The 26315-nt window shown below is 63.0% G+C and carries 26 protein-coding genes and 1 pseudogene; 12 read left to right on the forward strand and 15 right to left on the reverse strand.

Features of this window, described 5'->3' with window-relative positions; all coding sequences use genetic code 11:
• The first annotated feature begins 76 nt into the window (after positions 1–76).
• From RIN61_RS04315 to RIN61_RS04325, 3 genes are all read left to right on the forward strand, one after another.
• A complete protein-coding gene (locus RIN61_RS04315; RefSeq protein ID WP_112253185.1) occupies positions 77–664 on the forward strand; it encodes a YecA/YgfB family protein in 588 nt (195 codons plus the stop codon).
• The gene (locus RIN61_RS04320) at positions 618–1037 is read left to right on the forward strand and encodes a YbaN family protein (protein ID WP_181457368.1); all 420 of its coding nucleotides are present in this window, start codon (positions 618–620) and stop codon (positions 1035–1037) included. The genes RIN61_RS04315 and RIN61_RS04320 overlap by 47 nt, the downstream gene beginning before the upstream one ends.
• Positions 1038–1347: 310 nt before the next feature.
• The gene (locus tag RIN61_RS04325) at positions 1348–2706 is read left to right on the forward strand and encodes a TolC family outer membrane protein (protein ID WP_112253187.1); all 1359 of its coding nucleotides are present in this window, start codon (positions 1348–1350) and stop codon (positions 2704–2706) included.
• Between the two features lie 127 nt (positions 2707–2833).
• On the opposite strand, the gene RIN61_RS04330 is transcribed toward RIN61_RS04325, so the two are convergent.
• The 3 genes from RIN61_RS04330 to RIN61_RS04340 form a co-directional block, all read right to left on the reverse strand.
• On the reverse strand, positions 2834–3433 hold the full coding sequence (locus tag RIN61_RS04330) for a tRNA-uridine aminocarboxypropyltransferase (RefSeq protein WP_313855928.1): 600 nt from the start codon (positions 3431–3433) through the stop codon (positions 2834–2836).
• A gap of 164 nt (positions 3434–3597) precedes the next feature.
• Entirely contained in the window at positions 3598–5163 is a 1566-nt protein-coding gene (locus RIN61_RS04335) for a methyl-accepting chemotaxis protein (RefSeq protein ID WP_207876884.1), read from the reverse strand.
• A 139-nt stretch (positions 5164–5302) separates the two neighbouring features.
• Entirely contained in the window at positions 5303–6196 is an 894-nt protein-coding gene (locus tag RIN61_RS04340; RefSeq protein WP_112253190.1) for a LysR family transcriptional regulator, read from the reverse strand.
• Between the two features lie 223 nt (positions 6197–6419).
• On the opposite strand from RIN61_RS04340, the gene speB reads away from it, so the two are divergent.
• Both speB and RIN61_RS04350 read left to right on the forward strand, forming a co-directional pair.
• Positions 6420–7370 carry an agmatinase gene (gene speB, locus RIN61_RS04345; RefSeq protein WP_133974558.1) on the forward strand — a complete coding sequence of 317 codons (951 nt, stop codon included), beginning with the start codon at positions 6420–6422 and terminating at the stop codon, positions 7368–7370.
• Positions 7371–7502: 132 nt separating this feature from the next.
• Entirely contained in the window at positions 7503–8882 is a 1380-nt protein-coding gene (locus RIN61_RS04350; RefSeq protein WP_112253191.1) for a sodium:solute symporter family protein, read from the forward strand.
• A gap of 187 nt (positions 8883–9069) precedes the next feature.
• On the opposite strand, the gene RIN61_RS04355 is transcribed toward RIN61_RS04350, so the two are convergent.
• Positions 9070–9198, reverse strand: a complete 129-nt coding sequence (locus RIN61_RS04355; protein ID WP_009683677.1) for a PA1414 family protein — start codon at positions 9196–9198, stop codon at positions 9070–9072.
• A 124-nt stretch (positions 9199–9322) separates the two neighbouring features.
• A complete protein-coding gene (ptrR, locus tag RIN61_RS04360; protein ID WP_112253192.1) occupies positions 9323–10216 on the reverse strand; it encodes a putrescine utilization regulator PtrR in 894 nt (297 codons plus the stop codon).
• Between the two features lie 106 nt (positions 10217–10322).
• Between ptrR and RIN61_RS04365 the strand changes: the two genes are divergently transcribed.
• Positions 10323–11495, forward strand: coding sequence for an MFS transporter (locus RIN61_RS04365; protein WP_112253193.1), 1173 nt, complete (start codon positions 10323–10325; stop codon positions 11493–11495).
• Between the two features lie 129 nt (positions 11496–11624).
• On the opposite strand, the gene RIN61_RS04370 is transcribed toward RIN61_RS04365, so the two are convergent.
• The 4 genes and pseudogenes from RIN61_RS04370 to RIN61_RS04385 all read right to left on the reverse strand — a co-directional run.
• Complete coding sequence (locus tag RIN61_RS04370; protein ID WP_112253194.1) at positions 11625–12551, reverse strand: DMT family transporter; 927 nt, start codon at positions 12549–12551, stop codon at positions 11625–11627.
• Between the two features lie 106 nt (positions 12552–12657).
• Positions 12658–13053 carry a hypothetical protein gene (locus RIN61_RS04375; RefSeq protein WP_013973698.1) on the reverse strand — a complete coding sequence of 132 codons (396 nt, stop codon included), beginning with the start codon at positions 13051–13053 and terminating at the stop codon, positions 12658–12660.
• Between the two features lie 77 nt (positions 13054–13130).
• Entirely contained in the window at positions 13131–13385 is a 255-nt protein-coding gene (locus RIN61_RS04380) for a BrnA antitoxin family protein (protein WP_046614667.1), read from the reverse strand.
• A pseudogene (locus RIN61_RS04385) lies at positions 13363–13449 on the reverse strand (BrnT family toxin); the annotation flags it as partial. The gene RIN61_RS04380 and the pseudogene RIN61_RS04385, both read right to left, overlap by 23 nt.
• A 229-nt stretch (positions 13450–13678) precedes the next feature.
• Between RIN61_RS04385 and RIN61_RS04390 the strand changes: the two are divergent.
• On the forward strand, positions 13679–13951 hold the full coding sequence (locus RIN61_RS04390; RefSeq protein WP_112253195.1) for a hypothetical protein: 273 nt from the start codon (positions 13679–13681) through the stop codon (positions 13949–13951).
• A 125-nt stretch (positions 13952–14076) separates the two neighbouring features.
• Here the strand turns inward: RIN61_RS04390 and RIN61_RS04395 are convergent, their stop codons facing one another.
• A complete protein-coding gene (locus RIN61_RS04395; protein WP_112253196.1) occupies positions 14077–15438 on the reverse strand; it encodes a DEAD/DEAH box helicase in 1362 nt (453 codons plus the stop codon).
• Between the two features lie 103 nt (positions 15439–15541).
• On the opposite strand from RIN61_RS04395, the gene RIN61_RS04400 reads away from it, so the two are divergent.
• A complete protein-coding gene (locus RIN61_RS04400) occupies positions 15542–16843 on the forward strand; it encodes a mechanosensitive ion channel family protein (protein WP_112253197.1) in 1302 nt (433 codons plus the stop codon).
• A 144-nt stretch (positions 16844–16987) separates the two neighbouring features.
• On the opposite strand, the gene RIN61_RS04405 is transcribed toward RIN61_RS04400, so the two are convergent.
• From RIN61_RS04405 to RIN61_RS04420, 4 genes are all read right to left on the reverse strand, one after another.
• Positions 16988–18364 carry a purine-cytosine permease family protein gene (locus tag RIN61_RS04405; protein WP_207876888.1) on the reverse strand — a complete coding sequence of 459 codons (1377 nt, stop codon included), beginning with the start codon at positions 18362–18364 and terminating at the stop codon, positions 16988–16990.
• Positions 18365–18442: 78 nt separating this feature from the next.
• On the reverse strand, positions 18443–19318 hold the full coding sequence (locus tag RIN61_RS04410; protein WP_313855938.1) for a carboxylate/amino acid/amine transporter: 876 nt from the start codon (positions 19316–19318) through the stop codon (positions 18443–18445).
• A gap of 284 nt (positions 19319–19602) precedes the next feature.
• Positions 19603–20202: an FMN-dependent NADH-azoreductase gene (locus tag RIN61_RS04415; RefSeq protein ID WP_112253200.1), complete on the reverse strand. Its 600-nt coding sequence runs from the start codon at positions 20200–20202 to the stop codon at positions 19603–19605.
• A gap of 109 nt (positions 20203–20311) precedes the next feature.
• On the reverse strand, positions 20312–20626 hold the full coding sequence (locus tag RIN61_RS04420) for a 3-phosphoglycerate kinase (protein WP_207876890.1): 315 nt from the start codon (positions 20624–20626) through the stop codon (positions 20312–20314).
• Positions 20627–20674: 48 nt separating this feature from the next.
• On the opposite strand from RIN61_RS04420, the gene RIN61_RS04425 reads away from it, so the two are divergent.
• The 4 genes from RIN61_RS04425 (at position 20675) to RIN61_RS04440 (ending at position 24871) form a co-directional block, all read left to right on the forward strand.
• Positions 20675–21598 (forward strand): LysR family transcriptional regulator, encoded by a 924-nt coding sequence (locus tag RIN61_RS04425; protein ID WP_012273620.1) that lies wholly within the window; start codon positions 20675–20677, stop codon positions 21596–21598.
• Positions 21599–21611: 13 nt separating this feature from the next.
• Positions 21612–22424 carry an alpha/beta fold hydrolase gene (locus RIN61_RS04430; protein ID WP_207876892.1) on the forward strand — a complete coding sequence of 271 codons (813 nt, stop codon included), beginning with the start codon at positions 21612–21614 and terminating at the stop codon, positions 22422–22424.
• Positions 22418–22975, forward strand: coding sequence for a peptidylprolyl isomerase (locus RIN61_RS04435; protein WP_112253202.1), 558 nt, complete (start codon positions 22418–22420; stop codon positions 22973–22975). The genes RIN61_RS04430 and RIN61_RS04435 overlap by 7 nt, the downstream gene beginning before the upstream one ends.
• Positions 22976–23038: 63 nt before the next feature.
• Entirely contained in the window at positions 23039–24871 is a 1833-nt protein-coding gene (locus RIN61_RS04440) for an ABC transporter ATP-binding protein (RefSeq protein WP_112253203.1), read from the forward strand.
• A gap of 126 nt (positions 24872–24997) precedes the next feature.
• On the opposite strand, the gene RIN61_RS04445 is transcribed toward RIN61_RS04440, so the two are convergent.
• Positions 24998–26125 (reverse strand): GNAT family N-acetyltransferase, encoded by a 1128-nt coding sequence (locus tag RIN61_RS04445; RefSeq protein WP_112253204.1) that lies wholly within the window; start codon positions 26123–26125, stop codon positions 24998–25000.
• Positions 26126–26315 lie beyond the last annotated feature (190 nt).

The following is a 26315-nucleotide window of genomic DNA, read 5'->3' on the forward strand; positions in this document are numbered from 1 at the left end:
TAGACGTTCCCTTTGCCCCGCCGCCGTCGCAAGGTGCTAGAATTCGTTATCGTTTATTCCCCAAGGTAGCCCTGTAATGTCCTTCGCCGAGCAACTGACCCGCCTGCAAGCCTTCCTCGACGCCGACGAGCTGCACGAAGAAGCTCTGGACTACGTCGCCGCCCACGGCTACCTCACCGCCCTGTCGATCAATGCAGAGGACGTGCCCGAGCGCGAGTGGATCGACGCCCTGTTCGCCGAAGAGCCGCACTACGCCAGCGACGCTCAGCGCACCGAGATCGAGGCCACCCTGGTGGCGCTCAAGGCGCACATCGCCCGCCAGCTGGCCAGCGACGACGAGTTCGAGCTGCCGTGCGACCTCGACCTGACCGACGAACCGGACGATTCCGACCTGCGCGGCTGGTGCATCGGCTTCATGGAAGGCGTATTCCTGCGTGAAGAGGCCTGGTTCGAGAACGCCGAGGAAGAAGTCAGCGAGATGCTGCTGCCGATCATGGTCGGCTCGGGCCTGTTCGACGAGCAGCCGGAGTTCGCCGACATCGCCAGCAACGCTGGCCTGCAGGACGACATGATCGTACAGATCCCCGAAGCGCTGACGGCGCTGTTCCTGCTGCTGCATGCCCCTGACGAAAAGCCGGCGCTGCTCAAGCCACGCCACCACTAAGTCGCCTGTGCGCTACCTGCTGCTGGCCACCGGCTGGCTCAGCGTCGCGTTGGGGGTGTTGGGGATATTCCTGCCGGTACTGCCCACCACCCCGTTCCTGCTGTTGGCGGCCGCCTGCTTTGCCCGCAGCTCGCCGCGCTTTCACCACTGGCTGGTCCATCACCCGAAGCTCGGGCCATGGATCCGGGACTACCTCAGTGGTGAAGGTATCCCCCTCAAGGGCAAGGTCTACGCCATCGGCCTGATGTGGGCCAGCATCGGCCTGTCGTGCTATCTGGTCCCCCTGTTCTGGGCGCGCACCTTCATGTTGGCCAGTGCCGTGCTGGTAAGCCTGTATATCCTCAGCCAGAAAACCCTGCGCAAGCCAAAGTGACAATATTTTGTCGCCAAATATCAACTTCGCCTAACTTTTATCCCACTTATCCGAAATAATTCTGGAACTCTGTGGAAGCCATGTATTACCTGGCTTACATGGATTTTTCCGCTGCCGGAATCTTGTTCTTTCGTAAGCTTGTTAGACAGTTTTTCTATTAAATGGCAATATGATATGAATAAATCTTCTTGTCTATCGCGATGAATGTACTTAGCTGTCTTATTAAAAACCTGCAACACTATATGTAATTTCTTTATCGTCATTTTTTTGGCGATCGGCAGGATCAATTCCAGGATCAGGGAGATGTACCATGCGCGTCTTGAACCCCATCACCAGTGCATTACTGTTGGCCCTGGCGAGTGCCAACGTACAGGCGATGTCGATCACCGAGGCTGTCCAGAGCGCCGTGGATTACCACCCGCAGGTCAGCTCCAATCGCAACAGCAAGCTGTCGGCTGATGAAGATGTGAAGTTTGCGCGTGGTGGCTACTACCCTACCGTGGATCTGGTCGCCGGTTATGGCCGCCAGCGTTCGGACAACACCACGACTCGTGCCGAGGGCAACCACAACAAGGAAACCCTCAACTACACCCAGTCCGAGCTGCGCCTGCGGCAGATGATCTTCGACGGCTTCAACACCTCGAATGAAGTAGGCCGCACCGAAGCGGTCTCCACCTCCCGCGCCTACTACACCCAGGCTGTTGCCCAGGATGTCGCGCTGCGTGCAGTCGAGGTGTACCTGGAAGTGCTCAAGCGCCGCGAGCTGGTGACCCTGGCCAGGAACAACCTGCAAGCCCACCTGCGGGTCAACGACCAGATCGGCCTGCGCAACGAGCGCGGCGTCGGCAGCACCGCCGACCTCGACCAGTCCCGCGCACGTCGCGCCCTGGCGGAAAACAACCTGGACACCGCCGAAGTCGACCTGGCCGATGCCGAGGCCAACTTCTTCAGCGTCGTCGGCCGTATGCCGGACGAGCTGGAAAGCCCACAATCGATCAAGGTGGAAATGCCGGCCGATCTCGAACAGGCGCGTGAAGGCATGCGCCAGAACAACCCTTATATCAAGTCGGCCCAGGCTGACGTGAATGCCGCCGAGAAACAGTACGAAGTGGCCAAGTCGACCTTCTATCCTCGCTTCGATGCCATCCTGGCCACAGGTGCCAACAACAACACCGGCGGCGAGAAAGGTCACAACAATAACGACTGGCAAGCCGGCGTCGAGATGAACTACAACCTGTTCCGCGGCGGCAGCGACAAGGCTCGCCTGAACTCCGACGCACACAAGGTCAACCAGGCCCTGGACATTCGCAACAACGCCCTGCGTGAGCTGACCGAGAACCTGAGCCTGGCGTGGAACGCCATGAACAATGCCAGCAAGCAGCTGCCGACTGCGCGTGAATACGCCGAGACCACCAAGCGCGTGCGCGCGGCTTACCAGGACCAGTTCGGCCTGGGCCAACGTACCCTGCTGGACGTACTGGACAGTGAGAACGAGCTGTACAACGCCGACCGCCGCTACACCGAGGTGCGTTACACCGAGGAGTTCTCGCGCTATCGCGTGCTGGCGACAATGGGCGAGCTGCTTAGCAAGCAACGTATTTCGCTGCCGCCGGAAGCGCTGGCTTCCACCGAAGTACGCACCGAGGCGCGCTTGCCTGACATGCGCTGATCAGGTTTGAGATTTTGGGGCCGCTTTGCGGCCCATTCGCAGCACAAGGCTGCTCCTACAGGAAAGCGCGCAACATCTGTAGGAGCAGCCTTGTGCTGCGAATGGGCTGCAAAGCAGCCCCCTGCCCTCACTCGCTACCATGGTTACGCTGGAACGTCTCCAAACCCATGGCCTTGATCTGGCCTTCTATCAACGCCTCGAACGGTGCCAGCAGCGCATCGAAACAGGCAGGCTGCTCCAACGCGTTCAACGCCCCCACCACGGCCTCGATAGTCGATAACGCCCCCGCCTGCGGCGCCTTGCGCAACCGGTAGCGTGAAGGCGCGACAGCCCCCAGCGTCACCCGCGGCAATGCTTCCAGCAACGGGTTCAGGTACAGCAGCTTGCGCGCCTTGCGCCAGGTGCCGTCGGGCACGATCAACAGCAAGGGTTGGTCGTCCGTCGCGCCATAGGCCAGCAACTCCTGGGCGTCATCGCCCGGGAACAGCAGGGCTGGCCGGTAACCAGGGGTCGCCAGCAATTCATTCAGGTCATCGAATACCTCGCCTACCCGCAACTCGGCGTTGTTCAGGCCAAGGGCGGCCAGGCGGGCGGTATTCAGGGCATGGGAGGTTTCACTGGGATGCTGCAGCAGGATGACGCGGGTGCGGCTGTCGAGTGCGGGGATCAGTGAGCATAGGCAATGGTCGAGCGGGCGCTGGCAGCGCTCGCAGCGGGGTCTGGGCATGGGGTTCTCCTTGGCGGGAACAGTTTGCCACAGAACCGGGGCCCGCTTTGCGGGCCTTTCGCCGGCAAGCCAGCTCCCACAGGATCACCACAGACCTGGGCCTTGTGCAACACCTGTGGGAGCTGGCTTGCCGGCGAAAGGGCTGCAAAGCAGCCCCTGCGATTTCAGCGGTTGAACCGCTCCGCCAGGCTATGCAGGTACTCCGCCATGCGCTCCAGGTCCTGGCTGATTTCCGCGCCCTGCCTGGCCTGCCCGGCACTCTGGTCGCACAGGTGGGCTATGCGCACGATCTGCTGGTTGATGTCCTCGGCCACATGGCTCTGCTGCTCCGATGCCGTCGCCATCTGCTGGCTCATGCCGGTGATGCGGCTGACCGCCTGGGCAATCCCGCTCAACGCTGCCTGCACCGCCTCGACACTGTGCACACTGTCCCGCGAGATCTGCTCGCCGCGGCTGGCGGTGCTCACCGCACGCTCTGCCCCGGCGCGCAACGAAGCAATGATCTGGTGGATCTCTTCGGTCGAAGCACGGGTGCGCTGGGCCAGTGATCGCACTTCGTCCGCCACCACGGCAAACCCGCGCCCCTGTTCGCCGGCACGCGCCGCCTCGATGGCCGCGTTGAGCGCCAGCAGGTTGGTCTGCTCGGCGATCGAGGTAATCACATCGACCACGCTGCCGATCGACTGAGTCTGCTCGGCAAGCGCATTGACGGCCTGGCCGATATCGTTGACCGCATTGCTCATGCTGCCCATGGCTTGCAAGCTCTGCATGGCCAGCTCGCTGCCCTGCTGCGCCAGCTGGTCGGCATCACCGGCTGCATGCGCCGTGCTCTGCACGTTATGGGTAACCTGCTGGATGGTCGCCGCCATCTGCGCGATGGCGGCGGCGGACTGGTCGGTCTCGTTGCGCTGGCGGTCGAGCATCTGTGCCTGGGCATCGGACAAGTCGGACGACTGCGCCGCCCGCGACTTCACCCCGACCCCTGCATCCACCAGGCGGGTCAGCGCCGTTTGCAGGCGCGCTTCCTCACTGATGATGGCCAGGTCGAGCTGGCCTTGCAGGCCCGGGTTATCGCTGTAGGTCAGCGCCACCAGCGGGCTGGTGAAGGCCTTGGGATGTTCGGCCAGCGTGCGGCGGACGGCCTGGTTCTGCCGGTGCTCGACCAGATACCAGGCCACCAGCAGGCTGGCCATCAACACCCCGAGCGCCGCGTAAGGCGCTAGCCACAGGTAGCCCGCTGCCGACACCAGGCCAGCACCGATCAATGGCCAACCGTGGCCCAGGCCATGCCCCAGGCGGGCCACCCACGGCACCGGTGCGCGGCCGGCCCGCAAGCGCGCGTACAGCGCCTCGGCACGGCGGATCTGCTCACGGGTGGGCACCGAGCGCACCGACTCGTAGCCACTGATGCGGCCCTGCTCGTAGATGGCCGTGACATAGGCGCTGACCCAGTAGTAATCGCCGTTCTTCGCTCGGTTCTTGACCACGCCCATCCAAGGTTTGCCTTGTTTGATGGTTTCCCACATGTGGCCGAACACGGCCGGTGGCATGTCCGGGTGGCGCACCAGGTTGTGGGGTTGGCCGACCAGTTCGTCGTAGGTGAACCCGCTGATCTCCACGAAAGCGTCGTTGCAGTAGGTGATGCGGCTGTTGAGGTCAGTGGTGGAAATCAGGCGTTGGTCGTTGGGAAAGGTTCTTTCGTGCTCAGTGACGGGCAAATTCATGCGCATCTTGGGCAATCCTTGCAGGATTAAAGGGAGGTAGTCAGCAGCACACGCTGATTTGATATATAGCAGGGCGCCATTATGTTGTCGGTCAGCGGCGCCAACAATTTAACGAGCACCGACGAAATACAGCATGTGCCGAACTTCAGCCCACGATGAGCTGGCTTTTGAGCAGGTCGCGGAAGGTCTGGATCAATGGCTCGCGACTGCGCCCGCGGCGAATGATCAGCGAAAACGGTGCCTGGTAGCCGAAGGTCGACGGCGACAGCACGCGCAAGTCGCCCTTGTCGACCCAGGCCTGGGCATAGTGCTCGGGCAGGTAGCCGATGTAGGCCCCGGACAGGATCAGGATCAACTGCGCCTCCATGCTCTCCACGGTTGCCGCGCTGTGCTTGAAACCATGCCGGGCCAGCTCGGCCTGGCTCCAGTAGCCACGCCCGACCATGCGCTGCTGGGTCACCACTTGCTCGGGAATGCGCCGCTCGGCATACAACGGGTGGCGGCTACTGCAGTAAAGCCAGTGCTGCTCACGGTACAGCGGCTGGTAGAGCAGCCCGCTCATGCGCGAGGAAAACGCCCCGATGGCCAGGTCCAGGCGGTTGTCCTGCACGCCCAGTTGCAGCTCGTAAGGGCTGGACACCGACAGGTGAAGATGCACCGCCGGGTGTTCCTGGCTATAGGCGCCGATGGCCTCGGCCAGCGGCAAGGCCCGGTCACCGACCGTGGAGTCGATCACCCCCAGGTTGAGGGTGCCGCGCAACTCGCCCTTGAGGGCGGCGGCATACTGTTCGAAACCGTCCAGCTCGGCCAGCAGGCGCAGGGTTTCCTGGTGGAACAGCTCGCCTTTGCTGGTCAGGCTGAACCCGCCACGGCCACGGTGGCACAGCACAATCCCCAGGGCGCCTTCCAGTTGGCTCATGTAGGTGCTGATGGCCGAGGTCGACAGGTTCAGTTCGCGCTGGGCATTGGCAAAGCCCTGGTGGCGCACCACGCTGACGAAGATGCGCAGCAGTTTCAGGTCGGGCAAGGTCGAGGCCATGGTGCAACGGTTCCGCAAGGGTATTTGCGCGCAGTCTAACCGCTCTGCGTCATTAGTTCAGAAATTCCTGAACTAAGTATTTGCCGGTAGCGATTTTTCCCCGGCACTACCTTCAGCAGACTTGGCCGAAATGTCCCTGCCCGCCAGCAAGACCAAACCTGAAAGGCGCGCGGCGGCACAGGTTCGAACAAACAGAACAATCGACCGACTGATGAGGCCCACCGTGGACAAGATCCTCCACCAACCACTGGGCGGCAACGAAATGCCGCGTTTCGGCGGCATCGCCACCATGCTCCGTCTCCCCCACCTGCAAAGTGCCCAAGGCCTGGACGCCGCCTTCATCGGCGTGCCACTGGATATCGGTACCTCGCTGCGCTCCGGCACCCGCTTCGGCCCGCGCCAGATCCGCGCCGAATCGGTGATGATCCGCCCGTACAACATGGCCACCGGGGCTGCACCGTTCGACTCGCTGTCGGTGGCCGACATCGGTGACGTGGCGATCAACACCTTCAACCTGCTGGACGCCGTGCGCATCATCGAAGAAGCGTATGACGAGGTCCTCGAGCACAACATCATTCCGCTGACCCTGGGTGGCGACCACACCATCACCCTGCCCATCCTGCGCGCGCTGCACAAGAAGCACGGCAAGATCGGCCTGGTGCACATCGACGCCCATGCCGACGTCAACGACCACATGTTCGGCGAGAAGATCGCCCACGGCACCACCTTCCGCCGCGCCGTGGAAGAAGGCCTGCTCGATTGCGACCGCGTGGTGCAGATTGGCCTGCGCGCCCAGGGCTACACCGCCGATGACTTCAACTGGAGCCGCCGCCAGGGCTTCCGTGTGGTCCAGGCCGAAGAGTGCTGGCACAAGTCGCTGGAACCGTTGATGGCCGAAGTGCGCGAAAAGGTCGGCGGTGGTCCGGTGTACCTGTCGTTCGACATCGATGGCATCGACCCGGCCTGGGCGCCCGGTACCGGCACCCCGGAAATCGGCGGCTTGACCACCATCCAGGCGATGGAGATCATTCGCGGCTGCCACGGCCTGGACCTGATCGGCTGTGACCTCGTCGAAGTCTCCCCGCCTTACGACACCACCGGCAACACCTCGCTGCTCGGTGCCAACCTGCTGTTCGAGATGCTCTGCGTGCTACCGGGCGTAGTGCGTCGCTAATACCGCTGTACCCCGGCAGGAGCCATATGGGAGGGCCACTGAGGCCCGCCAACACACGACATGACCGCCGGGCGCCGTGCAAACGCCCGGGTGGTCGATCTCGCCATAATAAAGATAATCGGGAGACCCCCAATGGCCTTGGACATCATTGTTGTAATGATCTATACCGCCGGCATGCTCGGGCTTGGCTGGTATGGCATGCGGCGCGCGAAAACCCACGAGGACTACCTGGTGGCCGGGCGCAACCTCGGCCCGGTCCTGTACATGGGCACCATGGCCACCACCGTGCTCGGTGGTGCTTCCACCGTCGGCACCGTGCGCCTGGGCTACGTCCACGGCATCTCCGGCTTCTGGCTGTGCGCAGCCCTGGGCCTGGGCATCATCGCCCTCAACCTGTTCCTCGCCAAACCCTTGCTGCGCCTGCGCATCTTCACCGTGACCCAGGTGCTGGAGCAGCGCTACAACCCGGCCGCACGCCAGGCCAGCGCCGTGATCATGCTGGCCTACGCACTGATGATCGGTGTCACCTCGACCCTGGCCATGGCCACCGTATTGCAGGTGCTGCTCGACCTGCCGTTCTGGGCCTCGCTGCTGCTGGGTGGTGGTGTGGTGGTGCTGTACTCGACCATTGGCGGCATGTGGTCGCTGACCCTGACCGACATCGTCCAGTTCGTGATCAAGACCGTCGGCCTGATGTTCATCCTGCTGCCAGTGTGCCTGTACAAGGCCGGTGGCTGGGACACCCTGGTGGCCAAGCTGCCGGCGGCCAGCTTCCAGCTGACTACCATTGGCTGGGACACCATCATCACCTACTTCCTGATCTACTTCTTCGGCATCCTCATCGGCCAGGACATCTGGCAGCGGGTATTCACTGCCCGTGACGAGAAGGTCTGCCAGCGCGCTGGCACCACCGCTGGTGTGTACTGCGTGCTGTACGGCCTGGCCTGCGCCGCGATCGGCATGGCCGCGCATGTGCTGATGCCCGACCTGGCCAACCCGAACAATGCCTTTGCCGAGATGATCAAGACCACCCTGCCCGATGGCATCCGTGGCCTGCTGATGGCAGCGGCGCTGGCCGCCATGATGTCCACCGCCAGCGCCGGCCTGCTGGCTGCGTCGACCACCCTGACCGAAGACCTGCTGCCCAAGCTGCGTGGCGGCAAGGCGTCGAGCCTGGGCGTCAGCCGCCTGTTCACCCTGCTCACCGGCCTGGTGGTGCTGGGCATCGCCCTGGTGGTGAACGATGTGATCAATGCCCTGACCCTGGCCTACAACCTGCTGGTCGGCGGCATGCTGATCCCGCTGATCGGCGCGATTTTCTGGAAGCGCGCTACCACTGCCGGGGCTATCGCCAGCATGTCGCTGGGCTTCGCGACCGCGCTGCTGTTCATGTTCAAGGATGGGCTGGAGGCCAATACGCCGATCTACTACAGCCTGGCGGTTGGCCTGGTGAGTTTTGTGGTGGTCAGCCTGGTGTCGCGCAAGCCGGCGGCGGCGGTGAAACTGGCCTGACAGATCCGGGCTGCCTGTACTGGCCCTTTCGCGGGTAAACCCGCTCCCACAGGAATATCACAGGCCGAGTGCTGTGGGGGACCTGTGGGAGCGGGTTTACCCGCGAAGAGGCCGGTACAGGCAACAGATTTTCATCAGGCACAAAAAGGCCGCTGCACCCACCCAGGTGCAGCGGCCTTTGTCTGTATCAGCGACGACGCGGTTGGCGTTTGCGCTGCTCTTCATCAGTCGGGATCGGCACCGGCTGCAAGGGTGGTGGAATCAGCCCCAAGGCGACAGCCAGGTCGTGGAGCCAGTTGGACAGTGGTTTATTCATAATGCCCCCTTGACGGGTCAGCCTCACGGCAATTCAATCCTGCGATGTTTCATACAGATCATAGCCCTATGTCCTGTATTACGCATGCCTCTACAGCTACAGATAAGGGCCATTTTGATACGGATCAAGCCGTACCGGCGCATTCCGACGACTGGTTAATCGTTTCGCTTTGTTGCAGGTCGATCCAGGCCTGCAAATTCGCCCCACGCATGCCCTGGCGCCACATCAACCAGGTGACCGCCTGATCGAATGGCGCCTGCAACGGATGGACCCTTACCTGATCGCGCCCGGGCAGGCTGTCGAGCATCGACCTGGCCATCATTGCCACGCCCGCGCCGGCGATCACGCAGGCCAGCATGCTCTGGTACGACTCGATCTCCATCACCCGGCCCATGGGCGTATGGGCATGGGCATACCAGGCCTCCAGGCGCATGCGGTACGAGCAGCCCTGGCGGAAAGTGAACACCGCCTTGCCCGCCACGTCCTTGGCAGTGTGCACCGCCGGGTGCTCGGGGCTGGTAATCAGCACCAGTTGCTCATCGCACAGCGGCACACCATCCAGCCCGGACAGGCTCGGCGGCCCGTCCACCAAGGCCGCGTCCAAAGTGTGGTTGAGCAGGCCTTCCAGCAGCTCGCCACTGGGCGCCGCACGCACCTGCAGGTTAACCGCCGGGTAGGCCTGGTGATAGCGCGCCAGCAACCTCGGCAAATGGGTCGCCGCGGTGCTGTACATGGTCCCCAGCACGAAGTCCCCGGCCGGTTGGCCACCGCGCACGGCGGCCAGTGCCTCGTCGCGCAAGGCAGACATGCGGTTGGCATAGTCCAGCAGCACCTTGCCCGCCGGCGACAGCTGCAGACGCTGGCGCTCGCGCAGGAACAGCTCGACACCCAGCTGTTCCTCGAGCTGGCGCAAGCGCGTCGACAGGTTCGACGGCACCCGATGCAGGCGCTCTGCGGCACGGGTGACCGAACCTTCCTCGGCCACGGCCTGGAAGATACGCAGTTGGCTGAACTCCACGGCATTCTCCAAAACAGAACAACTTGATCATCATTATTCAATTTTATTGAAAAAGAAACCGCCCTAACCTGCCAGCCATCGCTTACATCCCTGCAGGAGACTTGTCATGTCGCCACTCATTCAACTGCTGGCCAGCGCCGTGGCGCTGATGATGGCCATGGGCATCGGCCGTTTCGCCCTGACTCCGCAGCTGCCGCAACTGATTGCCGAAGGCCAGCTCGACCTGACAGTCGCCGGGCTGGTCGCAGCGGCCAACTACCTGGGTTACTTCATCGGCGCGGTCGATGCCATGTTCGCCCGCTCGCCGGGCCAGGTGCGCCTGCGCCTGCACGGCGGGCTGTGGCTGTGCGTGCTGCTGACCTTGGTCTCATGGGCCGCCGACGGATTCTGGAGCCACCTGCTGCTGCGCTTCGGCACCGGTGTAGCCAGTGCCTGGGTGCTGGTGATGATCACCAGCCTCAGCCAGCAGGTAGCCAATGCCAACAACCGCCAGCGCCTGGGTGCCCTGGTGTTCGCAGGGCCTGGCCTGGGCATTGCGCTGACCGGTTTGCTGGCACTGGTGGCGCACTTATGGGGGTTGGGCTCGGCAGCACTGTGGCTGATCTATGCCGTGGCCGCGCTGGTGATGCTGCTGGCGGTCCGGCCTTGGCTGCCCGGGGCGCTGCAAGCGGCGCCGGTGCCGTCGGCTGCACGCCAGGGCCCGACGGGCAGTGTCGGCATCGGCCGCCTGGGGCTGGTGTATGCGCTGTATGGCGTGGGCTACATCCTGCCGGCCACCTTCCTGTCGCAGATGGCCAACCAGCAGTTTCGTGGGCAGTGGCTTGCCGACCTGTTCTGGCCTGCGTTCGGCCTGGCGGCGGCGCTGGGGGTGCTGGTGGTGAGCATGCGGCGCGGCGGCCGTACCTCGATCTGGCTCACCGCCACCCTGTGGCTGCAGGGGCTGGGTGTACTGGCCTGCCTGATGGGCGGGGGTGTCGGCCTGGCGTTGGGCGTGGTGCTGTGTGGCGGGCCGTTCCTGGCCTGCATGCAGCTGGTGATGCAACGTTCGCGGGAGCTCGCGCCGCATGCCACCCAGCGCAATGCCGGGCTGCTGACGGCCTGCTTTGCCCTGGGGCAATTGAGCGGGCCATTGTTGGCGGCGGTCAGCAGCCATTACAGCGGCGGGCTGCAGCCTGCGCTGATGGTGGCGGCGGGTGGGTTGGTGGTGGCTGGGGGGTTGGTCTTGTTTGCCAGCTCGGTACAGCAGGGCAGCGCCTGTCAGGCCAAGGCCGCATCCTGAATTGAGATTGCCTGATCTGGCCTCTTCGCGGGCTTGCCCGCTCCCACAGGGTATGTCACAGGTCTCGAATATTGTGCAGTAACTTGTGGGAGCGGGTTCACCCGCGAAGAGGCCGGCACAGGCCAGCCCTTACCCCACAAACTTACGCAATTGCTGCTTCACCCAAGGCTCGGCACTCACCAGAACCACCCCCAGCAGCACCATCAACGCGCCAACCACAAAGTTCAGGCTCAGCGGCTCATCCAGCAGCAACACGCCAAAGGTCACCCCGAACAGCGGGGTGATGAACGAAAACACCGCAAGGTTCGACGCCAGGTACTTTCGCAGCAACCAGAACCAGGTCAGGTAGCTGATGAACGACACCACAATCCCCTGGAACAGCACACTGCCCATCGCCAGCGGCGTCAGCGCCACCGCGCCGATCTGCCCGCTGAGCAAGGCAATCAGCAGCAGCCCGGCAAAGCCCACCGCCAGCTGATAGAACAGGGTCAGGGTCGCCGGCGCCTCCGACAGCCGCGAGCAGCGCACCACCACTGTGGTCGCCCCCCAGGCCAGCCCGGCGATCACGCCAAAGGCATCGCCCAACAGGGTGCGGCCATCCATGTGCTCGAACGACATACCGCCGGCAAATGCCATGGCAATGCCGCCGAACGCCAGCAGGATCCCCAGCCACTGCAGCAGCCGCAGGCGTTCGCTGGGCAACCTGAAATGCAGGCCCAACGCGGTAAAAACCGGCGCGGTATAGAGGAACACCGACATGTGCGCCGCCGAGGTCAGCTTCAGCCCCTCTGCAATGAACAGGAACTCCAGGCCGAACAGCCCGCCCGCCACCACCCCGGCACGCCAGGTGCTGCCGACCTGGTTCCAACCCCCGCGCCAGCACAGCATCAGGCCCACCAGCACGGCGGCGATGCCGTTGCGCAACGCCGCCTGCATCACCGGCGCGATATCGATGGCGGCAGTCTTGATCAAAACCTGCTGGCAACCCCAGATCAGGCACAGCCCCAGCATCACCTGGAAGGCAAAGGCATCAGGGTTCTTGCGGACCGCGCTCATAGGCGGGCCTCGACGGTGGTCATTGGCATGGGCGAGGTCTCGGCAGTGTTCATGAACTACCGATTATCGGGTTTCCATGGCCGCCCTTGCCACCCTCAAAACGACCTCAGGCGATCTGTGCCTTCGCCGACACCTGCTCGAAGGTGGTTTCGTCCAGCGCATCTTCCTGCTCGTCCAGCACCTGGCGCGGGTGCTCGAAGCCCGGGATGCTGCTGTCGATCAGGCTCATCAGCCGCGAACCACGCTCGGTCAACACGAAGTTCTCGCCATTGCCGCCATCCTCTTCGGGCCGGGTTTCGATGAAACCACGCTCGAACAACAGCCTTTCATACTCGCAGGCGCGGGTTTTCAGGTGGTCCAGGTCGCCCACCGGCTCACCTTTGGCGGCCAGTGCCGCAGCGTGCTGCTCGGCATAGGGGCGTGGCGTGAAGCTGTGACCGGCGCCGTTCTGCACCTCGTGCAGCAAACGCTCGATCAGGTCCCAGTCGTAGGCGATGCTCATGGCTACGGGCTCCTGCTGTGGACGGAAGGGGTACACAGGTTGGGACCTGTCGAGGTTGCCCGGCGTTCCGAAATATCTCAGCGCTGGCGTTGTTGCGCTTGCATGTACTGGCGCAGCAACTGATTGATCCGGGTCTGGTAGCCGCTACCCTGCTCTTTGAACCAGGCGAGCACATCGGAATCCAGGCGAATGGTCACCGTCTGCTTGGCTGGAACTCGCAGCTCGGCCTCGCGGAAGAAATTTTCATCCAGTTCAGGAATATCCGAGGTATCGATAGCCTGGTCGTCCTGTCGAGCCAGGCGGCTCCAGTCAGTTTTCGATGCTTTGGTCATAATGTTTGGCCTCCCATCTGGTGGCTTTGCGTGCAGAAATGATGCGAATGACATCACCCTGCCTTGGGACGCTCCGTATTTACATCTGTACATACGATACCTCCTGATCCAGGCCAAGGCTAGGGGGCGATCGCACGACCTTCAATAGCCGCAGGAGGCTTGGGGAAATGGATTACAGCCTAGAGCGGAAACGGCCTAGCCAACCGGCTAGCAAGGCCCATCGGTCGAAGGCGCTGAACTAACGGCCAGGCGCATGCCTCCACCGGGCATCACCACCGCCGGAGGTAGGAAGGATGAAACTGCTACTGCCCATTGCCTGCGCCACTGCCTTGTTCTGCGCCCTGCCCGCCTGGGCCTGCACACCGGAAGAAGCGACGCAGAAACGCGAAGAGCTGGCCGGTTTGGTCACCCGGTTGACCGAACAGAACCCGCAGAAGGCCAAGGAGATCAATGACGAGCTTCAAGGGATGGAGCTTGGGACGGCGAGCAAGGATTTGCCCGACAAGTGTCAGCTGATCGACACGCGGATCAAGGAATTGAAAGGGGCGGAGAAAAAGGCTGAATAGTGGTCGCCTGTGCTGGCCCCTTCGCGGGTAAACCCGCTCCCACAGGGATTGCACAGGCCTGGAAGCCTGTAGGGTCACTGTGGGAGCGGGTTCACCCGCGAAGCAGCCAACACCGTTAGCGAGCGTTACTCAGCCGCAGGCTTGCGCTTCTTCAGCGGCGCCAGGCCGTCAGCGCTGGCCAGCGGTGCGTTGGCCTTTGGCTTGGCAGTTGGCTTGCGCTTGGCGGCTGCCTTCTTGTCACCGGTCTTCTTCTCGACCTTTTTCTTCTTGCTGCCAGCCGCCTTGCCCGAGGCCTTGACCTTCTTCGGCCCGTTGTAGGTGCCCTTCACTTCCTTGATCACCCGGCGCTCGAACTGCTGCTTCAGGTAGCGCTCGATGCTCGACATCAGGTTCCAGTCGTTGTGAGTGATCAGCGAGATCGCCAGGCCTTCGCCACCGGCACGGCCGGTACGGCCCACGCGGTGCACGTACTCGTCACCGCTGCGGGGCATGTCGAAGTTGATCACCAGGTCCAGGCCGTCGATGTCCAGGCCACGGGCCGCGACGTCGGTCGCCACCAGCACCTTGGAGCTACCCTGCTTGAAGCGTTCCAGGGCCAGCTTGCGGTCCTTCTGGTCCTTCTCGCCGTGCAGTACGAAGGCCTTCACATCCTTGGCCACCAGGTGGCCGTAGATGCGGTCGGCCAGAGCGCGGGTGTTGGTGAAGATGATCGCCTTGTCGAAGGTTTCGTTGGCCAGCAGCCACTGCACGATCTGCTCTTTGTGCTGGTCGTGGTCGGCGGTGATGATCTGTTGGCGGGTGCCTTCTGCCAGCTGCGAAACGCTGTTGAGCATCAGGTGCTCAGGGTCTTTCAGCACCTTGCCGATCATGTCGCGCAAGACCGCACCACCAGTGGTGGCGGAGAACAGCAGAGTCTGCTGGCGGTTCTCGCACTCCTTGCACAGGCGCTCCATGTCTTCGGCGAAGCCCATGTCGAGCATGCGGTCGGCTTCGTCGAGGATCAGCACCTGCACGTGGGACAGGTCGAGGTTGCCGGCATTGAGCTGCTCGAGCAGGCGGCCCGGGGTGCCGATCAGCACATCCGGCACCTTGCGCAGCATGGCTGCCTGTTCCTTGAAGTCTTCACCACCGGTGACCAGGCCCGACTTGATGTAGGTGAACTGCGAAAACAGCTGCACCTGCTTGAGGGTCTGCTGGGCCAGCTCACGGGTCGGCAGCAGGATCAGCGCGCGGATCTCGACGCGGCGCTCGCGCAGGTCGACCAGGCGATTGAGCAGCGGCAGCACGAAGGCCGCGGTCTTGCCGCTGCCGGTCTGTGCGGTCACGCGCAGGTCACGCCCTTGCAGGGCCAGGGGGATGGCCGCAGCCTGCACCGGGGTAGGCTCGACAAAGTTAAGCTCGGCCACGGCTTTAAGCAGGCGTTCGTGCAGGGCGAATTGGGAGAACACGGAGGTAACCTCAGGCAAGTGCGGGAAATTCAGTTGCATAGGGTAACGTTTTCTGCCGCCTTAGCCGAATTTCTTTTGGCAACTTTGTCGCCATCCGCGCTCTAATGGCGCCTCGTTTGGCAACAAGACTGTAAGCAAGCCCATGGATATTCAACGAATCTGGCGTGACTCCCTCGACCTGTGGGGCACCCTTGACCAACATCCGATGCTGCACGCGGCCATCGGCCTGGCGGTGCTGCTGCTTGTTTCCCTGGTCATCGGCCGCCTGGCGCGCTTCCTGGTGCTGCATGGCGCCCGCCTGCTGGCCCGCCAGCCAGCGCTGAAGTGGCTGGACGACCTGCGCAACAACAAGGTGTTCCACCGCCTGGCGCAGACCACGCCGTCACTTGTGCTGCAGTTCGGCCTGAAACTGGTGCCCGAGCTGTCCGACACCGCCCAGCACTTCCTCGGCAATGTCGCCCTGGCCTTTACCCTGCTGTTCATGACCATGGCGCTGTCGTGCCTGCTGGATGCCCTGCTCGACATCTATGCCCGCACCGAACACGCCCGCACCCGCTCGATCAAGGGCTACGTGCAGCTGGCCAAGATGATGCTGTGGATCTTCGCCTCCATCGTCATCGTCGCCACCCTGATCGACCGCTCGCCATTGTTGCTGCTGTCCGGTCTGGGCGCCATGTCGGCGGTGCTGCTGTTGGTGTACAAGGACACCCTGCTGTCGTTCGTCGCCAGCGTGCAGCTGACCAGCAACGACATGCTGCACGTGGGCGACTGGATCGAGATGCCCCAGGTCGGCGCCGATGGCGACGTGGTGGACATCACCCTGCACACGGTGAAGGTGCAGAATTTCGACAAGACCATCGTCTCCATCCCCACCTGGCGCCTGATGAGCGAGTCGTTCCGCAACTATCGCGGCATGCAGCAGTCCGGTGGCCGGCGCATCAAGCGCAGCCTGTTCATCGACGCGGCCGGCGTGCGATTCCTGACGCGCGAGGAAGAACAGCGCCTGAGCCAGGTGCACCTGCTAGCCGACTACCTGGCCGGCAAGCGTCAGGAGCTGCAGCGCTGGAACGAGGCCATGGGGCCAGTGGCCGAGCTGTCGGCCAACCGCCGCAAGCTGACCAACATCGGCACGTTCCGCGCGTTCGCCCTGGCCTACCTGAAGAACCACCCCAACGTGCACCCGAACATGACCTGCATGGTGCGGCAGATGCAGACCACCGCCGAGGGCGTGCCGCTGGAGATCTATTGCTTTACCACCACTACGGTGTGGGCGGATTACGAGCGGATTCAGGGGGATATCTTCGATTATCTGCTGGCGGTGTTGCCGGAGTTTGGCTTGAGCCTGTATCAACAGCCGAGTGGTAATGACATGCGGGTGGGGTTGAGCGGGCGTGTATCGCAAGAGCCTGTGCCGCGTCGGCTGGAAGAAATGGGCGAGGCTTGATATTGCCGGGGCTGCTTCGCAGCCCATCGCCGGCAAGCCAGCTCCCACAGGTACTGCACACGTCTCGAATTTTGCGCGGTGCCTGTGAGAGCTGGCTTGCCTGCGATGGGCCGCAAAGCGGCCCCTTTCCGTGTCAGGGCCGAGTCAGGGGTGCGCATTCATGGTTGTCGAAAGGCGGTTGCTCTCGCGTCCATGGACCATGCAATACAGCGCACCGGCCAGGATCAACCCCATCGCCCAGCTGATATCCGCCCCCAGCCACTCGGCCACGAAGCCCGTGTAGAACGACAGCTTCATGAACGGGATGGTACCGATGATCGACACGGCGTACACCGCCAGGCTTCGACGATTGAAGCAACCATAACGCCCCTTGGCGTCATACAGCGCCCCCACATCATAGTGCCCTCGGCATACCCAGTAGTAATCCACCAGGTTGATCGCGCTCCATGGAATCAGCAGGTACAGCTGGCCGATCAGGATGTCGGCAAAGAACGTATCGAAATTGTACTGGGTGGCGATGGCGATCACCGTTGCCGCTGCGGTCAGCCCAGCCATTACCAGGGCCTTGGCCGTCGCGGTCACGCGCCGGATGGTCTTGAAGGCGCCAAAGATCGTGACCGATGACATGTAGGCGCTGTACAGGCACAGGACGTTGTACTGGATCACCCCCAGCGCGATAACTGCCAGCGCCAACGGCGCCCATGGGCCAAACAGCGCAGCAATGGCTGTGGCCGGGTCATGTCCCAGTGCCGAGGGCAGTTCCACAGCCACCAGCGCACCGAGCGCCATCATGGCGAAGGAGCCCAGCGCACAACCGCAATAGGTGGCCCAGAACGTGGCGCGCGGGTTGACGTTGGCGGGGAGATAGCGCGAGTAGTCGGCCACATACGGGCCATACCCCAGCGTCCAGGAGGCCGACTGGGCCACGATCAGGTTGAAGGCGGTGAACGAGAAGCCGGTACTCACCGCCGTTGTGGTTGCCATGTCGCCGGGGTGCAGCAGGATCAGCACCAGGGCGCCGGCAAAAACCAGCGTGGACAACAGGCTCATCCACGCGCCCAGGCGGTGGATCAGCTCGTAGCCGACAAAGCCGATGACAAAAGTCAGCAAACCGACCACCACGATCGCCTGGTCATCGCTCATGGGCACCAGCGCCTGCAGGGCATTGCGCATCAGCACGCCGCTGGCGGCGAGGAACAGGACTGCGGCCGTGACCATCACCAGCAGAGGGAGCGCCGCACCATGGACACCGAACTGCGCCCGGCTCTGGATCATCTGTGGCACGCCCAGGTGCGGCCCTTGGGCAGAGTGCGCGGCCATGAACACGGTGCCGATCAGGTTGCCGACCAACAGGGCCAACAAGGTCCAGCCCAGGCTCAGCCCGGACGCCACGCCCAGGGTGCCGACCATCAGGGCGGTTATCTGGAAATTGGAGCTGAACCAGATGGTGAACAATCGTTTGGGCGTACCATAACGCTCAGCGTGTGGGACAAATTCGATACTTCGCGTTTCTAGCTTCACGCCGGACTCCGATTTTTATTTTTTTGATTATCGGGTAGTCACCGACGGGTTACGGGCCCAGTAACGAACGTGTCATAGCTAGCTGCGCCATGCCTTGCCCGATAACGTCAGGCCGCCCAGGCGGCTCATCCACACCGAGGCCAGGATCACCGCCCCGCCGAGGAGCAGCCGGCCCAATGGCTCATGCTGGTTCCAGATCAGCAGGTTCAACAGCAGCCCCACCGGTACATGCAGGTTGTTCATCACCGCCAGCGTGGCCCCGGATACCAGGCACGCGCCTTTGTTCCACCAGTACAGCCCCAGCGCCGTCGGGCACAGGCCCAGGAACAGCAGTACCAGCCACTGCACATCGGTGGTCGGCAGGTGCTGGGCGTTGCCAAACAGCAGGAAGGCCGGCAATACCACGATCAACGCGCCCAGGTAGAAGTAGCCAAAGCGCTTGTAGTGCGGCAGGTCGCTGGGGTGGCGTGCAACCAGGTGGCGGTACAGCACCTGGCCGGCGGCGTAGGTGAAGTTGGCCAGTTGCAGCAGCAGGAAGCCGATGAAGAACTCACCGCTGATGGTATCGAAGCGGATCACCGCCGCGCCGGCCACCGCCACCAGCGCTGCCAGCAGCGCCCACGGGTTGAAGCGCCGGTTCATGGCATCTTCGATCAGCGTCACGTGCAGCGGCGTGAGAATGGTGAACAGCAGCACCTCCGGCACGGTGAGCACGCGGAAGCTCAGGTACAGGCAGACGTAGGTGATGCCGTACTGCAACGCACCGATCAGCAGCATCGAACGCATGAAACGCGGCTCGACCTGGCGCCAGCGGGTCAGCGGCAGGAACACCAGGCCCGCCAGCATCACGCGCGCGAGCACGGCGAAATAGCTGTCGACGTGCCCGGCCAGGTACTCGCCGATCAGGCTGAAGGAAAACGCCTGGATCAGCGCGACGATTATCAGGTAGCCCATGGTTGCCTCTCGTGGATCAAGGCCGCGACCTTAGCGGGTTGCGGGGAATCAGTTCAACCATGGGGAATGTAAGGGCAGTGCCGGCCTATTCGCGGGTAAACCCGCTCCCACAGGGACACCACAGGCCTCAGGTGCCGTGTTATTCCTGTGGGAGCGGGTTTACCCGCGAATAGGCCGGCACAGGCACCCATGAATTTCTGGCATAAAAAAGCCCGGCCATGCAGGCCGGGCAGGTACACCCAAAGGAGCAACAACAGGTGTCAGGGTTGGGAATTCGCCAAGCCTCAGGCCACCGCCGCCAGCTTGGCCTTGGCCTGGTTGACGCCCTTCTCGTGGAAGTCAGGGCTCATGTTCAGGCCTTCGGCATGGATGAAGTCGACATCGTGAATACCGATGAAGGCCATTACCTGGCGCAGATACGGTTCCTGGTGGTCGCTGGTGGCGCCGGCGTGGATGCCGCCACGGGCAGTCAGGACGATGGCGCGCTTGCCGGTCAGCAAGCCCTGCGGGCCGGTCGGGGTGTACTTGAAGGTGATGCCGGCACGCAGCACGTGGTCCAGCCAGGCCTTGAGGGTGCTGGGGATGGTGAAGTTGTACATCGGCGCAGCCATCACCAGCACGTCGGCAGCGAGCAGTTCATCGGTCAGTTCGTTGGAGCGGGCCAAGGCGTCCAGTTCGGCGGCGCTGCGCTGATCTTCGGGCTTCATCCAGCCACCCAGCAGGTTGGCGTCCAGGTGCGGCACCGGATTGACAGCCAGGTCGCGCACACTGATCTGATCGGCCGGATGGGCGGCCTGCCACTGCTGGATGAAATCACGGGTCAGCTGACGGGAAACGGAATCCTGCTGGCGGGCGCTGCTTTCGATGATCAGTACGCGGGACATGGGGTGCCTCCATCGGCAAAAAGGGTTGCGATTCGATGGAGGTGAGATTACGGCTTGACCTATCGATAAAAAAGCGTAAAAAATGGGTTCAATCTATCGATTTATCAGTTTATTCTGCACTGCAGTTCAAGGCGATCCGTAGTTTGATGATCTGCCGATTGAACTTGGCAGTGACATCGACGCTTTTACCGGCCGGTACGTTCACCCGGCGCACCCGTGGTGCCTCTGGGCCGTTGCGAAAGGTTACCTTGCACGCCGCCGGTACCTGCCCATAGTTGTTGAGGGTGATCGCGCCAATGTCATAGGCCGTGTCATAGGCGGTGTAGTCGAGCTTTACCCCGGTCAGGTCCTTCTCCACATCGATGGGATAAGCCATGGCCCCGAGGGGCAGGCACATCAGTATTGCCGCACAACATTTCTTCATGGGCCGCTCTCCTTGAAAGAGCGCAGCTTAGGACAACAGGAGCGAAAGATGAAAGCGCCGCGCGTAACCCTTGACCAGTGGCGAACCCTGCAGGCAGTGGTCGATCATGGCGGGTTTGCCCAGGCCGCCGAGGCATTGCACCGCTCGCAGTCATCGGTCAGCTACACCGTGGCCCGCATGCAGGAGCAACTGGGCGTGCCGCTGCTACGCATCGACGGTCGCAAGGCAGTGCTCACCGAGGCCGGCAATGTCCTGCTGCGCCGTTCACGCCACCTGGTCAAACAGGCCAGCCAGCTAGAAGACCTTGCCCACCACATGGAACAAGGCTGGGAGGCCGAGGTACGCCTGGTGGTCGATGCCGCCTACCCCAGTGCCCGCCTGGTACGTGCCCTGGCCGCATTCATGCCGCAGAGCCGCGGCTGCCGGGTGCGCCTGCGTGAAGAAGTGCTTTCTGGCGTCGAGGAAGTGATGCACGAAGGCATCGCCGACCTCGCCATCAGCAGCTACAGCATCGGCGGCTACCTGGGCGCCGAACTGAGCGCGGTGGAGTTCGTCGCCGTCGCCCACCCCGAACACAGCCTGCACCGCCTGGGCCGTGAACTGACCTTTCAGGACCTGGAAAGCCAGTTGCAGGTGGTGATCCGCGACTCCGGCCGCGCCCAGCCACGCGATGTCGGCTGGCTGGGCGCCGAGCAACGCTGGACCGTCGGCAGCCTGGGCACCGCCGCTACCTTCGTCAGCAGTGGCCTGGGCTTTGCCTGGCTGCCCCGGCACATGATCGAGCGCGAGCTGCGCGAAGGCGTGCTCAAGCCGTTGCCGCTGGATCAGGGTGGCAGCCGCCACCCACTGTTCTACCTTTACTCGAGCAAAGAGAAGACCTTGGGCCCGGCCACGCAGATTCTCATCGACCTGCTGCGCAATTTCGATACCGCGCCGCTGGACGTGCCCTTCGCAGCCCCCCCACAAGCTTGAGAGGACCGCGCCCATGGCCTATTTCGAACACGAAGGATGCGCACTGCATTACGCGGAATATGGCCAGGGCGAACCCCTGGTATTGCTGCATGGCCTGGGTTCCAGCTGCCAGGACTGGGAAATGCAGGTGCCGCTGCTGAGCCAGCACTACCGGGTGATCGTGATGGACATCCGCGGCCACGGCCGCTCAGACAAGCCCCACGACGGTTACCAGATCGCCACCTTCAGTGCCGACCTGCTGGCCCTGCTCGAACACCTGCACACCGGCCCGGTGCACTTCGTCGGCCTGTCCATGGGCGGCATGGTCGGTTTCCAGTTTGCCGTCGACCACCCGCAATGGCTGCGCAGCCTGTGCATCGTCAACAGCGCCCCCGAGGTAAAGCGCCGCACCCGCAGTGACTGGCTCTGGTGGCTGAAACGCTGGAGCCTGGCGCGCCTCCTCAGTGTCGAAACCGTCGGCAAGGGCCTGGCCGAACGCCTGTTCCCCAAGCCCGGGCAGGCCGAGCTGCGAGAGAAGATGGCCCAGCGCTGGGCGCGCAATGACAAGCGCGCCTACCTCAAGAGTTTCGACGCCATCGTCGACTGGGGCGTGCAGGAACGCATCGGGCAGATCCACTGTCCTACCCTGGTCATCGCCGCCGACCACGATTACACCCCGATACAACTGAAAGAACGCTACGTCGCCCTGATGCCCCACGCCAGGCTGGTGGTCATCGACGATTCCCGGCACGCTACACCCCTCGACCAACCCGAGGTCTTCAACCAGACCCTGCTGCAGTTCCTTGCAGCCGCTTCCACCTCTCAAGGATCTTTGAGCCCATGCTGAAAAAACTCCTGCTCACCGCCTGCTCGGTCGCCTTCGCCACCAGCGTCATGGCCTCCGACAAGACCCCGCACGTACTGCTGGACACCAGCTTCGGCCAGGTAGAAATCGAACTGAATGCCGAGAAGGCACCGGTAAGTACCAAGAACTTCCTCGAGTACGTCGACAGTGGCTTCTACAACAACACCATCTTCCATCGGGTAATCCCGGGGTTCATGGTCCAGGGCGGGGGCTTCACTGACCAGATGGTGCAAAAAGACACCAAGGACCCGATTCGCAACGAAGCCAGCAACGGCTTGCAGAACACCCGCGGCACACTGTCGATGGCGCGCACCTCCAACCCGAACTCGGCCACCAGCCAGTTCTTCATCAACGTCGCCGACAATGATTTCCTCAACCCGGGCCGCGACGCCGGCTACGCCGTGTTCGGCAAAGTGACCAAAGGTATGGAAGTGGTCGACCAGATCGTCAATTCGCCGACCACCATCAAGAAAGGCATGCGTGATGTACCGGCCGACCCGGTCTACATCAAGTCGGCCAAACGCATCGACTGACCGCAGGCTTCACAGGGACGTGAAACCGCCTGAGGGCCGGATGGAACAGGAGTGTCGTTACCCATGCTGTACCGCCGTTTTGAACAACTGATCGATATCTTTCGCGAAGCACCCACTGAATCGCCACCTACCACCGTGTGGCCGTTCTACCTGTATTACCTGCGCCAAGTGTGGCCCAGCTTTCTCGCCCTGCTGGTGGTCGGCCTGGTCGCCTCGCTGATCGAGGTGGCGATGTTCAGCTACCTCAGCCGCATCATCGACCTGGCCCAGGGCACCCCCAATGCCAGTTTCTTCAGCGAACACAGCGGCGAGCTGATCTGGATGCTGGTGGTGGTCCTGCTGCTGCGGCCGGTGTTCTTCGGCCTGCACGACCTGCTGGTGCACCAGACCATCAACCCCGGCATGACCAGCCTGATCCGCTGGCAGAACCACACCTATGTGCTCAAGCAGAGCCTGAATTTCTTCCAGAGCGACTTTGCCGGGCGCATCGCCCAGCGCATCATGCAGACCGGCAACTCGCTGCGCGACTCCGCCGTGCAGGCGGTGGATGCGCTGTGGCATGTACTGATCTATGCCATTACCTCGCTGGTGCTGTTTGCCGAGGCCGACTGGCGCCTGATGCTGCCGCTGTTGCTATGGATCGCCGGCTACATTGCCGCGCTGTTCTATTTCGTCCCCAGGGTGAAGGAGCGTTCGGTGATTTCCTCCGATGCCCGCTCCAAGCTGATGGGCCGTATCGTCGACGGCTACACCAACATCGCCACGCTCAAGCTGTTCGCCCACACCGACTACGAACAGCAATACGCCCGCGAAGCGATCAGCGAACAGACCGAGAAGACCCAGCTGGCCGCACGCGTGGTCACCAGCATGGATGTGGTGATCACCACCCTCAACGGCCTGCTGGTGGTCACCACCACAGGCCTCGCGCTGTGGCTGTGGAGCCAGTCGCTGATCACTGTGGGCGCCATCGCCCTGGCCACCGGCCTGGTGATCCGCATCGTCAACATGTCGGGCTGGATCATGTGGGTGGTCAACGGCATCTTCGAAAACATCGGCATGGTCCAGGACGGCCTGCAGACCATCGCCCAACCGGTCACCGTCACCGACCGGCCCAACGCGCCGGCGCTCAAGGTCAGCCGCGGTGCGGTGCGTTTCGATGACGTGGACTTTCATTACGGCAAGGCGGCCAACGTGATCGAAGGGCTCAATCTGGACATCCGCCCGGGCGAGAAGATTGGCCTGATCGGCCCGTCCGGGGCAGGCAAGTCGACCCTGGTCAACCTGCTGCTAAGGCTGTATGACGTGCAGGGTGGGCGCATTCTCATCGACGGCCAGGACATTGCCGAAGTGAGCCAGGCCAGCCTGCGCGCGCAGATCGGCATGATCACCCAGGACACCTCGCTGCTGCACCGCTCTATCCGCGACAACCTGCTGTATGGTCGCCCCGGTGCCAGCGAGGCGGAGCTACATGAAGCGGTGCGCCGGGCCCGCGCCGACGAGTTCATCCCGCAGCTGTCGGACGCCCAGGGACGCACCGGTTTCGATGCCCATGTGGGGGAGCGCGGGGTCAAGCTGTCGGGTGGCCAGCGCCAGCGCATCGCCATTGCCCGGGTGCTGCTGAAGAATGCACCGATCCTGATCATGGACGAGGCCACTTCGGCGCTGGACTCGGAGGTGGAAGCCGCGATCCAGGAAAGCCTGGAGACGCTGATGCAGGGCAAGACGGTCATCGCCATTGCCCACCGGCTTTCCACCATTGCGCGGATGGACCGGCTGGTGGTGCTGGACAAGGGGCGGATTGTCGAAAGTGGCAGCCACACTGAGCTGCTGGAGCAGCAAGGCTTGTATGCCCGGTTGTGGCATCACCAGACCGGGGGGTTTGTCGGAGTGGACTGATTTCCTGTGCCGGCCTCTTCGCGGGCTTGCCCGCTCCCACAGGTACTGCATAGGCCGTGAAGTTTGTGCGATCCCTGTGGGAGCGGGTTTACCCGCGAAGAGGCCGGCAAAGGCAACCCAAACCCCTCAGTCCCGGCGATAGGGCAGCATCCCCCTGGCCTCCTCGGCATACGCCCGCACCCCGTCCCGCTCCTGCACCAGAAAATCCTCCACCGCCCGCCGCAGCCCCGGGTGCAGCAGGTAGTGCCATGACCGCGTCAGCACCGGCTCGAACCCGCGAATCAACTTGTGCTCGCCCTGCGCCCCGGCATCGAAACGCTGCAAACCCTCGGCAATGGCAAAGTCCATGCCCTGGTAGAAACAGGTCTCGAAATGCAGCCGGTCGAATTCATCCAGGCAACCCCAGTAACGACCGAACAGGCTGTCGCCACCCACCAGGCTCAAGGCCATGGCCACATCACGCCCGCCCTGGCGCGCCATCACCACGCGTAGCGCCTCGGGCATGCGCTCGGCCAGCAGGCTGAAGAATTCGCGGGTCAGGTAGGGCGCACGGCGGCGCACCGCATAGGTGTTGGCGTAGCAGCGGTAGACGAAATCCCACTGCGCCTGGTCCAGCTCAGCCCCGCGGTACCAACGAAAATCGATGCCCTGCCCGGCTACCTGTTCACGTTCCTTGCGCATTTGCTTGCGCTTGCGTGAACTGAGGCTGTCGAGGAAGTCCTGGAAGTCGCGGTAGCCGTGATTGCGCCAATGGAACTGGCAGCCCAGGCGCTCCATCCAGCCTGGCTGGCCAGCGAGCTGTTCGTCCAGCGCCGGGTCAGTGAAATTGATGTGCGCGCCAGACAGCCCGCCCTTGCCCAGGTACTCCGGCAACGCCTGCAGCACCAGCAGGCCATCGGCTGGGTCGGCGGCGAGCAGGCGCGGGCCGCTGACCGGGCTGAACGGCACGGCACCGAGCAGCTTGGGGTAGTAGGCAATGCCGGCCCGCTCACAGGCATCGGCCCAGCCATGGTCGAACACGTATTCGCCAAACGAGTGCCATTTGCGGTACGCCGGCAGCAGCGCCCGTACCTGCCCGTCACGCTCCAGCACCAGGTGCTCGGCAGCCCAGCCGGTGTTGCGCGCGACGCTGCCGCTATCCTCCATGGCGCTGAGAAACGCATGGCGCAGGAACGGTTGGCCGGCCGGCACCAGGGCATCCCAGGTGGCCGCCGGAAGATCACGCAAATGGGCAAGGCTGTACAGGCTGGTCACGGTTCTGGCTCGCTGTTTCAAGGTACCCAGTATCCCCAAGGAAGGCCCGCCACTCAAATCACGATAGCCGGGACAGATCCTTTCATTCTCAATTACTTAACAGCAGTGCCACTAATTCGACATTAATCTGTCACTCGCCCCCGCAATACTTGCGCCTGTTTTCCGGAACCCCAGAACCTGTCTATTCAGG

It is taken from the genome of Pseudomonas inefficax (assembly GCF_032164165.1).
Classification (GTDB): domain Bacteria; phylum Pseudomonadota; class Gammaproteobacteria; order Pseudomonadales; family Pseudomonadaceae; genus Aquipseudomonas; species Aquipseudomonas inefficax.

Bases quoted from the DNA above. Each gene is read 5' to 3' on its own strand.
- RIN61_RS04315 (WP_112253185.1), top strand. From the start codon at position 77: ATGTCCTTCGCCGAGCAACTGACCCGCCTGCAAGCCTTCCTCGACGCC.
- RIN61_RS04320 (WP_181457368.1), top strand. From the start codon at position 618: ATGCCCCTGACGAAAAGCCGGCGCTGCTCAAGCCACGCCACCACTAAG.
- RIN61_RS04325 (WP_112253187.1), top strand. From the start codon at position 1,348: ATGCGCGTCTTGAACCCCATCACCAGTGCATTACTGTTGGCCCTGGCG.
- RIN61_RS04330 (WP_313855928.1), bottom strand. From the start codon at position 3,433: ATGCCCAGACCCCGCTGCGAGCGCTGCCAGCGCCCGCTCGACCATTGC.
- RIN61_RS04335 (WP_207876884.1), bottom strand. From the start codon at position 5,163: ATGCGCATGAATTTGCCCGTCACTGAGCACGAAAGAACCTTTCCCAAC.
- RIN61_RS04340 (WP_112253190.1), bottom strand. From the start codon at position 6,196: ATGGCCTCGACCTTGCCCGACCTGAAACTGCTGCGCATCTTCGTCAGC.
- RIN61_RS04350 (WP_112253191.1), top strand. From the start codon at position 7,503: ATGGCCTTGGACATCATTGTTGTAATGATCTATACCGCCGGCATGCTC.
- RIN61_RS04355 (WP_009683677.1), bottom strand. From the start codon at position 9,198: ATGAATAAACCACTGTCCAACTGGCTCCACGACCTGGCTGTCGCCTTG.
- RIN61_RS04365 (WP_112253193.1), top strand. From the start codon at position 10,323: ATGTCGCCACTCATTCAACTGCTGGCCAGCGCCGTGGCGCTGATGATG.
- RIN61_RS04370 (WP_112253194.1), bottom strand. From the start codon at position 12,551: ATGAGCGCGGTCCGCAAGAACCCTGATGCCTTTGCCTTCCAGGTGATG.
- RIN61_RS04375 (WP_013973698.1), bottom strand. From the start codon at position 13,053: ATGAGCATCGCCTACGACTGGGACCTGATCGAGCGTTTGCTGCACGAG.
- RIN61_RS04380 (WP_046614667.1), bottom strand. From the start codon at position 13,385: ATGACCAAAGCATCGAAAACTGACTGGAGCCGCCTGGCTCGACAGGAC.
- RIN61_RS04390 (WP_112253195.1), top strand. From the start codon at position 13,679: ATGAAACTGCTACTGCCCATTGCCTGCGCCACTGCCTTGTTCTGCGCC.
- RIN61_RS04395 (WP_112253196.1), bottom strand. From the start codon at position 15,438: ATGCAACTGAATTTCCCGCACTTGCCTGAGGTTACCTCCGTGTTCTCC.
- RIN61_RS04400 (WP_112253197.1), top strand. From the start codon at position 15,542: ATGGATATTCAACGAATCTGGCGTGACTCCCTCGACCTGTGGGGCACC.
- RIN61_RS04410 (WP_313855938.1), bottom strand. From the start codon at position 19,318: ATGGGCTACCTGATAATCGTCGCGCTGATCCAGGCGTTTTCCTTCAGC.
- RIN61_RS04415 (WP_112253200.1), bottom strand. From the start codon at position 20,202: ATGTCCCGCGTACTGATCATCGAAAGCAGCGCCCGCCAGCAGGATTCC.
- RIN61_RS04420 (WP_207876890.1), bottom strand. From the start codon at position 20,626: ATGAAGAAATGTTGTGCGGCAATACTGATGTGCCTGCCCCTCGGGGCC.
- RIN61_RS04425 (WP_012273620.1), top strand. From the start codon at position 20,675: ATGAAAGCGCCGCGCGTAACCCTTGACCAGTGGCGAACCCTGCAGGCA.
- RIN61_RS04430 (WP_207876892.1), top strand. From the start codon at position 21,612: ATGGCCTATTTCGAACACGAAGGATGCGCACTGCATTACGCGGAATAT.
- RIN61_RS04435 (WP_112253202.1), top strand. From the start codon at position 22,418: ATGCTGAAAAAACTCCTGCTCACCGCCTGCTCGGTCGCCTTCGCCACC.
- RIN61_RS04440 (WP_112253203.1), top strand. From the start codon at position 23,039: ATGCTGTACCGCCGTTTTGAACAACTGATCGATATCTTTCGCGAAGCA.